We start from the raw sequence: 7687 nt of genomic DNA on the forward strand, positions 1-7687 counted from the left end.
GGTTCTGGCTGAGCGGGGGGCGGCGGGTCATCGCGCCAGTTTACGCCGGTCCCGGGGCGTGTCCACGGCGCCGATCACTCCGCCCGGCGTTCGCGCAGGAACCGGCGGCTGGGCGTGGCCTCGCGCACGCGCATCAGGCGGTGGGCGATGGCCATGTGGGCCTGCATCACGGCGCGCGCGGTGTCCGCGTCGCCGGCGCGCAGGGCCGCCACGAGGCGGCGCTGGTGCGACAGACCGGCGTCCCACAGGGCGGGGTCGGTGGGGGTGTGCAGGCCGCGCGTCACCGTGACCTCGCCCAGCAGCTCGGCGGTGAAACGGATCACGAAGGACAGCAGCGGATTGTCCGACATCCCCGCCAGCACCGCGTGAAACCGCAAGGATGCGGCGTGGCGCGCGGCCTCGTCCTGCGCGCCCTCGGCGGGGGGGGCGCTGTCGTCGATGGCCGCCTCCAGCCGTGCCAGCTCGTCCTCGCCCAGCCGACCGGCAAGGTGCGCGGCCAGCTCCGGCTCCAGCGCCGCCCGGATCTGGTAGATGTCGTCGATGGTCGGATGGACAAAGTAGAAATAGTTGCCCAGCAGCGCCGCCGCGCGCCCCTCGGACACCCGGTGCACGAACACGCCGCCGCCCGGGCCGGTGCGCGATGCCACCAGCCCCTGCGCCTCGAGGATGCGGATCGCCTCGCGGATGGTGCCCTTGGCCATGCCGAAGCGCGCGATCAGATCGGCCTCGGAGGGCAGGCGGTGGCCGGGCTGCCAGCCCTCGTCCATGACCCAGCCCTTGATCGCCTCGGCCACGCGCTGCGGGCGCGACAGGCGCGGCTCAGAGGGGGTGGTGGCAGGCGGCAAGGTGGTCCTCCTCCAGCGCGCGCAGGCGCGGTGTCTGGGTGGTGCACCGCTCGGTCGCGCGCGCACAGCGCCCGGCAAAGGCGCAGCCCGGCGGCGGGTCCAGCGGGTCGGGCAGCTCGCCCGCCCCCTCGCCGCCCAGGGGTCGGCCGACCTGCGGGGCGCTGTCGGCCAGAAGCCGGGTATACGGATGGCGCGGGGTGGCAAAGACGCGGGTGGCGGGGCCTTCCTCCACCACCGCGCCGAAATACAGCACCGCGATGCGGTCCGACACCGCCTCCACCACCGCCAGGTCGTGGGAGATGAAGATGTAGGTCAGCCCGAACTCCGCCTTCAGGTCCGCCAGCAGGTTGAGCACCTGCGCCTGCACCGACACATCGAGCGCCGACACGGGCTCATCCAGGATCAGGATGCGCGCGGCGGCCGCCAGCGCGCGCGCGATGCCGATGCGCTGGGCCTGCCCGCCCGAGAATTCATGCGGGTAGCGATCGAGGAATTCGGGCCGCAGGTTCACCGCCGCGAAGATCTCGTCGATGCGCGCTGCGCGCGCCGCCCGGCCCATGCCGTGCAGGTGGCGCAGCGGCACCTCCAGGATCTGGCGGATGGTCTTGCGCGGGTTGAGGCTGCTGACCGGGTCCTGGAACACATACTGGATGCGTCGGCCAAAGGCGGCCGGATCGGCGCGGTCCAGCGCCGCGCCCTCGATCTCGATCCGTCCGCCGGTGGGGGGCTGCAGGCCCACCAGCATCCGCGCCAGAGTGGATTTGCCACAGCCCGATTCCCCGACGATGCCCAGGGTCTCGCCGGTGTGCACGCGCAGATCGGTGGAATGCACCGCGTGCAGCAGCGCGCGCGGCGGGCCGATCAGCCGCTTGCCCACGGGAAACGCACAGGCGAGGCCTTCGGTCTTGAGCGCAAGGGTCATCGGGCGGCCTCCGGGGGGGCGACGGGGAACAGGCAGCGCACGCGCCGGGTGGCGCCTTCAAGCGCGATCTCGCCCGCCCGGCAGGCGTCACGGGCGCGGTCGCAGCGCGGCGCAAAGGCGCAGCCCGGCGGCAGGGCGTCGACGGCGGGCGGCAGGCCGGGGATCGCCTCCAGCCGCCGCCGTCCGCCGCCCAGTTCGGGCACACAGGCGATCAGCCGCGCGGTGTAGGGGTGGGCGGGGGCTGCGAGGATCGCCTCGGTCGGGCCTTCCTCCACGATGCGGCCGGCGTACATCACGGCGACGCGGTCGCACAGCTGCGCCACCACGCCGAAGTCGTGGGTGATGAACACGATCGCCAGCCCGCGCGAGCGGCGCAGGTCGTCGAGCAGCCGCAGCACCTGCGCCTGCACCGTGACGTCGAGCGCGGTCGTCGGCTCATCCGCGATGATGATGTCGGGGTCGTTGGCCAGCGCCATGGCGATGCCCACCCGCTGGCGCATGCCGCCCGACAGCTCGTGCGGGAACGCGCCCGCGCGGCGTGCGGCGTTGGGGATGCGCACGTCGTCCAGAAGCTGCACCGCGCGGGCATGGGCGTCGGCGCGCGACACCGGATGGTGGACCCGGATCGCCTCGGCCAGCTGCTCGCCGATGGTATAGAGGGGGTGCAGCGTCGACAGCGGGTCCTGGAAGATGTACGCCACCTTGTTGCCGCGCAGCGCGCGCAGCCGGGCATAGGGCGCGCCCACCAGATCCTCGCCGCGCAGCCGCACCGCCCCGCCCGAGATCACCCCGGGCGGCGAGGGCACCAGCCCCATCACCGACAGCGCCGTGACCGACTTGCCCGAGCCGCTCTCGCCGATCAGGCCCACGCATTCGCCCGGCGCCAGCGCCAGATCGACGCCCCCCACCGCGCGGCCCGTGCGCTTGCCCATCCGGAAATCGGTGCGCAGCCCCTCGATCCGCAAGAGCCCGTCGCCGGTGGGCGGCGGCGGCGCGGGCCGGTCCACCAGTGTGGCCGGCATCGGGCGGGCCAGCGCGCCCGAGCGCAGGCGCGGGTCCAGCGCGTCGCGCACCCCGTCGCCCAGCAGGTTGATGGACATCACGATCAGCAGGATCATCACCCCCGGCACGACCGAGGTGTGGGGCGCCGTGATCAGCGCGCCGCGCGCCTCGCCCAGCATGGAGCCGAGGTCGGCCTGCGGCGGCTGGCTGCCGAGGCCAAGAAACGACAGCCCCGCCGTCTCCAGGATCATCCAGCCGATGGTGGTGGACATGGCGATGACGATGACCGGCACGACGTTCGGCAGCACCTCGGTCGTCAGGATGCGGATGTGGCCCAGCCCCGACAGCCGCGCGGCATCGACGAATTCGCGATGCGCCAGCGACACCGTCACGCCCCGGATGTTGCGCGCAAAGAAGGGGATGTTGACCACCGCCACCGCGATCAGCGCGTTCATCAGCCCGGGGCCGAGGACGGCCACGATCGCCAGCGCCAGCAGGATGTAGGGAAACGCCATCAGCATGTCGACGCCGCGCATGGTGACGTTGTCGGTGCGCCCGCCGGCATAGCCCGCAACGATCCCGATGGCCGCGCCCAGCACCGCCGCGATCACCGCCGCCGCGAACCCCACCGCCAGTGACAGCCGCGTGCCCCACAACAGCCGCGACAGCAGGTCCCGGCCCAGATGATCGGTGCCCAGCCAGTGCCCCTCCGACAGCGGGCGCAGGAAGCGGTTGGCGGTGTCGGTGGCGTTGGGCGGATGCAGCGGCAGCACCGGCGTCAGCACCGCCAGCACCACGATCGCCCCCAGCACCACCGCGCCGAAGCCCGCCAGCCGGTTGCGAAACAGAAGACGCAGGAACAGGGTCATGGCGGCCTCCTCAGGTCTTGATCCGGGGGTCGAGCCAGGCCTGCGCCACGTCCACCACGATGTTGAAGCCGACATAGCAGGCGGCGATGAACACCACGCCGCCCTGCACCAGCAGGATGTCGCGGCGCAGGATCGCATCCACCAGCATCCGGCCCACGCCGGGCCACTGGAACACGATCTCGATGTAGACCGCGCCCGACAGCACGAACCCCGCCTGGATGCCCAGCACCGGGATTACCGACACCATCGCCGCGCGCAGGGCATGCGCCCAGATCACGCGCCCTTCGCCCACGCCCTTGGCGCGCGCGGTGCGGATGAAGTCCTGGCGCAGCACCTCCAGCATCGCCCCGCGCGTCAGCCGCGCCACGACGCCCGTGGCCACCAGCGACAGCGCGATGGCGGGCATCGCGAGGTGCCGCGCAAGGTCCGCCAGATCGCCGCCGCCGAACATCGAATACATCCCCGACACCGGCAGCCAGCGCAGATGCACCGCGAACAGCAGGATCATCATCATGCCGAGGAAGAACGACGGCACCGAGATGCCCAGGATCACCGCCGCCGTGATCGCCTTGTCCGCAAACCCGTACTGCCGCGCCGCCGAGACCGTCCCGGCCACGATCCCGACCACCGAGCACAGCACGAACGCCGTTCCCGCCAGCACCAGCGTCGCGCCGAAGCGGTCGAGGATCTCGTCCAGCACGGGGCGGTTGAGGGCGAAGGAGCGCCCGAAATCGCCCTGCAACAGGTTGCCCACCCAGACGAAATACTGTTGCCACAGCGGCCGGTCCAGCCCGAGGTGCCGGTTCAGCCGCTCCACGTTCTCGGGCGTGGCATAGGAGCCGAGGATCGCCGTCGCCGGATCGCCCGGGATCAGGGCCATGATCACGAACACGATGACCGTGATGCCGATCAGCACCGGCACGGCCGACACCAGCCGCCTGAGGATGTATCCGCCCATGCCGGGACCCTTTCTTCAGGGGCCGCGCGCGCCCTGCGCGGCGCCCGGTTGCCAGAGTGTGCGGACGCGCCGTGGCCGCGCCCGGTTGCCAGTGTGGTCCGACGCAGGGGCCGCGTCGGCTGTCCGGGGGCCCGGTCGCAGCACCACCGGGCCGGACCCTGTGGGTGGGGTGGCCCCGCCGGGTCGCGGGCGGTCGCGCCCGCGGGAGAAGGCGGGAGATCAGTTCTTCTCGACGTCCTTGAGCAGCAGAAAGAACGACGGCTCCAGCGCAAAGTTCGCCACCCGGTCGGTCGTCACCGCATTCTGCACCCAGTTGGCCACAAAGACCCAGGGCGCGTCTTGCTGCACGATCTCCTGCATCTCCTTGTAGAGGCGCGCGCGTTCGTCCTGGTCGGTGGACACGCGGGCGGCCTCCAGCAGCGCGTCCACCTCGGGGTTGGAGTAGTAGCCCGAGTTGAAGCCGCCGGCCTCGGGGAAGGCATCGGTGCGCAGCGCAAGGAACGGCAGCGTGTCGGGGTCGTTGGTCATCCACGCCATCTGCGCCATGTCCGCGCGCCCCTCCAGCCCCGGGTTCACCCGGCCGAGGAAGGTGTTCCACTCGTAGGTCTCGATGGTGACATCGAAGCCCACGGCCGCCAGATCGGCCTGGATCGCCGTGCCCATCGGCACCGGGTCCAGCATGCCCGAGCCGCCCTCGGTGACGTAGAAGGTGATCTCGGCCCCCTCGGCGTCCGCCTCGGCCAGCAGCTCGCGCGCGCGGTCGGGATCGAACGGATAGGGGTCGAGGCCCGCATACGCCCAGGCGAACGCCGGCGGCGTCGGGCCGGAGGCGACGGTCGCCGTGCCCTCCAGCACATCGTCCACCAGCGCGGACTTGTTGATGGCATAGTTCGCCGCCTGGCGCACGCGGACATCCGTGAACGGCCCCTCGCGGGTGTTGAGGATCAGGAACCACACATGCGGGCCTGCCTGCTCGACGATCTCGAAGCCGGGGCCGTCGAACCGCGACAGCGCGACGGGGGGCACCTCCACCATGATGTCGATGCCGCCCGACAGCATCTCGGCGGTGCGGGTGTTGGCGTCGGTGATGGGGCGGAAGATCACCGCCTCCGAGGCCGCCATCCCGTCCCAGTGCTCGGGGTTGCGCACCAGCGTCACCCGCTCGTTCGACCGCCATTCCTGGAAGCGGAAGGCGCCGGTGCCCGAGGGGTTGCGGCCGAACTCCTGCCCGTGCTCCTGCACCGCGGCCGGGGACACGATCAGCCCGGTGGGATAGGCGAGGTTCGACAGGAACGGCGCGAACGGCTCGGACAGGGTGAAGCGCACGGTGTGGGTGTCGACCGCCTCCACCCCCTCGATCACGGAGAAGAAGAACGACAGCGGGAACGGGCCGGTGAAGTGGTAGGGGTGGTCCTCGTCGAGCATCCGCTCGAAGTTCCAGACCACGGCCTCGGCGTCGAAGGCCGCGCCGTCGTGGAACGTCACCCCCTCGCGCAGGGTGAAGGTATAGACGGTGCCGTCCTCGCTGATCTCCCAGGCCTCGGCCAGGGCGGGCTCGACCTCCAGCGTGCCGGGGGCATAGCGCACCAGTCCGTCATAGAGGTTCATCAGGATGCGGAAATCGTTGACGGCGGTGACCGCGTGCGGGTCCAGCGCCTGCGGCTCGGCGATCTGGCCGACGACCAGCACGCTTGGCGGCGTCTGCGCCAGCGCGGGTGCCGTCAGCGCCGATGTCGCCAGGAACGCCGCCGACAAAAGGCCCGCGGCACGGCGGCTGAGGGGAAAGGACATCTCGGACACTCCCTGTTGGTCTCGTTGCGGTGAAATTATAATGATAAATTGCGGTCAGGGAAGCAATCGTGCGATTTGTGCCGCGCCAGGATGGAGGGTTTGCCCATGACGGTATCGATTCTCGTGCGCGATCCGGCCACCGGGGCGCTGGGCGGGGCGGCGATGACGGGCAACCTGTGCGTCGGCGGCTGGGTGCTGCGCTGCGATTCGCACCTGGCGATCGCGGCGACGCAGGGCGAACACCCCTCGACCCTGTGGGCCGCGCAGGCGTTCGCGGCGCTGGCCGATGACGGGGATGCGCAGCGCGTGGTGGCGCGGGTCACCGGCATGGACGCGGGGCGGGCGCACCGGCAGATGGCCCTGTTGACCCGGACCGGGCGGGGCGGCGTGTTCACCGGGGCGGCGAACCGCGACTGGAAGGGGGGCGTGGCGCAGGGCCACATGGTGGTCTCGGGCAACATCCTGCGCGGGCCGGAGGTGCTGGAGGCGGCACGGGTGGGCTATCAGGCCGCCACCGGCCCGATGGCCGAGCGGCTGCTGGCGGGGCTGCGTGCGGCGCAGGCGGCGGGCGGGGATACGCGCGGGCTGGTGTCGGCGGCGCTGCTGGTGGTGGGCGAGGACCACCCCCCGCTCGATCTGCGCATCGACGCATCGGACCACCCGCTGGAGGATCTGGCGGCGCTGCTGGCCCGGACGCGTGCGCCCGCTTATGCCCGCTGGCTGGCCGGTCTGCCGGTGGCGCGCGATCCCGGCCGCCACGGGGATTGACGCCTCAGACCGGGGGGTCAGCCCGGGGGTCAGTCCGGGGGCGCACCACCGGCAAAGCGGTTCTCGGCGGCATAGTCGCAGGGCGCCTCCTGCATCTCCAGGTGCAGGCCGGGGCCGCGCCAGGGGTGGGCGCGCGCCAGCGCCGCGTCGACCTCCAGGCCCAGGCCGGGGGCCTCGGGGGGGCGGATGTGGCCCTCCTCCACCGTGATCGCGCCGCCGATCAGGGCGGCGTGGAAGGGGCTGTCGATAGTCTCCACCATCAGCAGGTTGGGCAGCGTGGCCGCCAGATGCACCGAGGCCGCCCAGGCCACCGGCCCGGCATAGAGGTGCGGCGCGACCTGCGCGCCGAACGCCTCGGCCAGGGCCGCGATCTTGCGCCCCTCCCACAGCCCGCCGCAGCGGCCGAGCGAGGGTTGCACGATCGACGCGGCGCCTGCGCGCAGGACGGCCGCGAATTCGGCGCGCGTGGTCAGGCGCTCGCCGGTGGCGACGGGGATGGCCGTGGCGTGGGCGACACGGGCCATGGCGGGGG

The 7687-nt window shown here is 72.1% G+C and carries 7 protein-coding genes; 1 reads left to right on the top strand and 6 read right to left on the bottom strand.

Going from position 1 to position 7687, the window contains the following annotated elements; all coding sequences use genetic code 11:
* Positions 1-74: 74 nt before the first annotated feature.
* The 5 genes from CCR87_RS05305 to CCR87_RS05325 form a co-directional block, all read right to left on the bottom strand.
* Positions 75-845: a FadR/GntR family transcriptional regulator gene (locus tag CCR87_RS05305; RefSeq protein WP_242511869.1), complete on the bottom strand. Its 771-nt coding sequence runs from the start codon at positions 843-845 to the stop codon at positions 75-77.
* Positions 820-1767, bottom strand: a complete 948-nt coding sequence (locus tag CCR87_RS05310) for an oligopeptide/dipeptide ABC transporter ATP-binding protein (RefSeq protein WP_201156523.1) — start codon at positions 1765-1767, stop codon at positions 820-822. Before CCR87_RS05310 ends, CCR87_RS05305 begins: the two co-directional genes overlap by 26 nt.
* On the bottom strand, positions 1764-3638 hold the full coding sequence (locus CCR87_RS05315; RefSeq protein WP_201156524.1) for a dipeptide/oligopeptide/nickel ABC transporter permease/ATP-binding protein: 1875 nt from the start codon (positions 3636-3638) through the stop codon (positions 1764-1766). The genes CCR87_RS05310 and CCR87_RS05315 overlap by 4 nt, the downstream gene beginning before the upstream one ends.
* A 10-nt stretch (positions 3639-3648) precedes the next feature.
* On the bottom strand, positions 3649-4596 hold the full coding sequence (locus CCR87_RS05320) for an ABC transporter permease (protein WP_201156525.1): 948 nt from the start codon (positions 4594-4596) through the stop codon (positions 3649-3651).
* 219 nt (positions 4597-4815) lie between these two features.
* Positions 4816-6387 (bottom strand): ABC transporter substrate-binding protein, encoded by a 1572-nt coding sequence (locus CCR87_RS05325; RefSeq protein ID WP_201156526.1) that lies wholly within the window; start codon positions 6385-6387, stop codon positions 4816-4818.
* 105 nt (positions 6388-6492) lie between these two features.
* Here CCR87_RS05325 and CCR87_RS05330 point away from each other — a divergent pair, with 105 nt between their 5' ends.
* A complete protein-coding gene (locus CCR87_RS05330) occupies positions 6493-7155 on the top strand; it encodes a DUF1028 domain-containing protein (protein ID WP_201156527.1) in 663 nt (220 codons plus the stop codon).
* 29 nt (positions 7156-7184) lie between these two features.
* Here the strand turns inward: CCR87_RS05330 and CCR87_RS05335 are convergent.
* Positions 7185-7687: enolase C-terminal domain-like protein (locus tag CCR87_RS05335; RefSeq protein WP_274609747.1), on the bottom strand; the 503-nt coding region annotated here is incomplete at its 5' end.

It is taken from the genome of Rhodobaculum claviforme (assembly GCF_016653255.1).
GTDB lineage: Bacteria > Pseudomonadota > Alphaproteobacteria > Rhodobacterales > Rhodobacteraceae > Rhodobaculum > Rhodobaculum claviforme.

Bases quoted from the DNA above. Each gene is read 5' to 3' on its own strand.
- CCR87_RS05315 (WP_201156524.1), bottom strand. From the start codon at position 3,638: ATGACCCTGTTCCTGCGTCTTCTGTTTCGCAACCGGCTGGCGGGCTTC.
- CCR87_RS05310 (WP_201156523.1), bottom strand. From the start codon at position 1,767: ATGACCCTTGCGCTCAAGACCGAAGGCCTCGCCTGTGCGTTTCCCGTG.
- CCR87_RS05325 (WP_201156526.1), bottom strand. From the start codon at position 6,387: ATGTCCTTTCCCCTCAGCCGCCGTGCCGCGGGCCTTTTGTCGGCGGCG.
- CCR87_RS05330 (WP_201156527.1), top strand. From the start codon at position 6,493: ATGACGGTATCGATTCTCGTGCGCGATCCGGCCACCGGGGCGCTGGGC.
- CCR87_RS05320 (WP_201156525.1), bottom strand. From the start codon at position 4,596: ATGGGCGGATACATCCTCAGGCGGCTGGTGTCGGCCGTGCCGGTGCTG.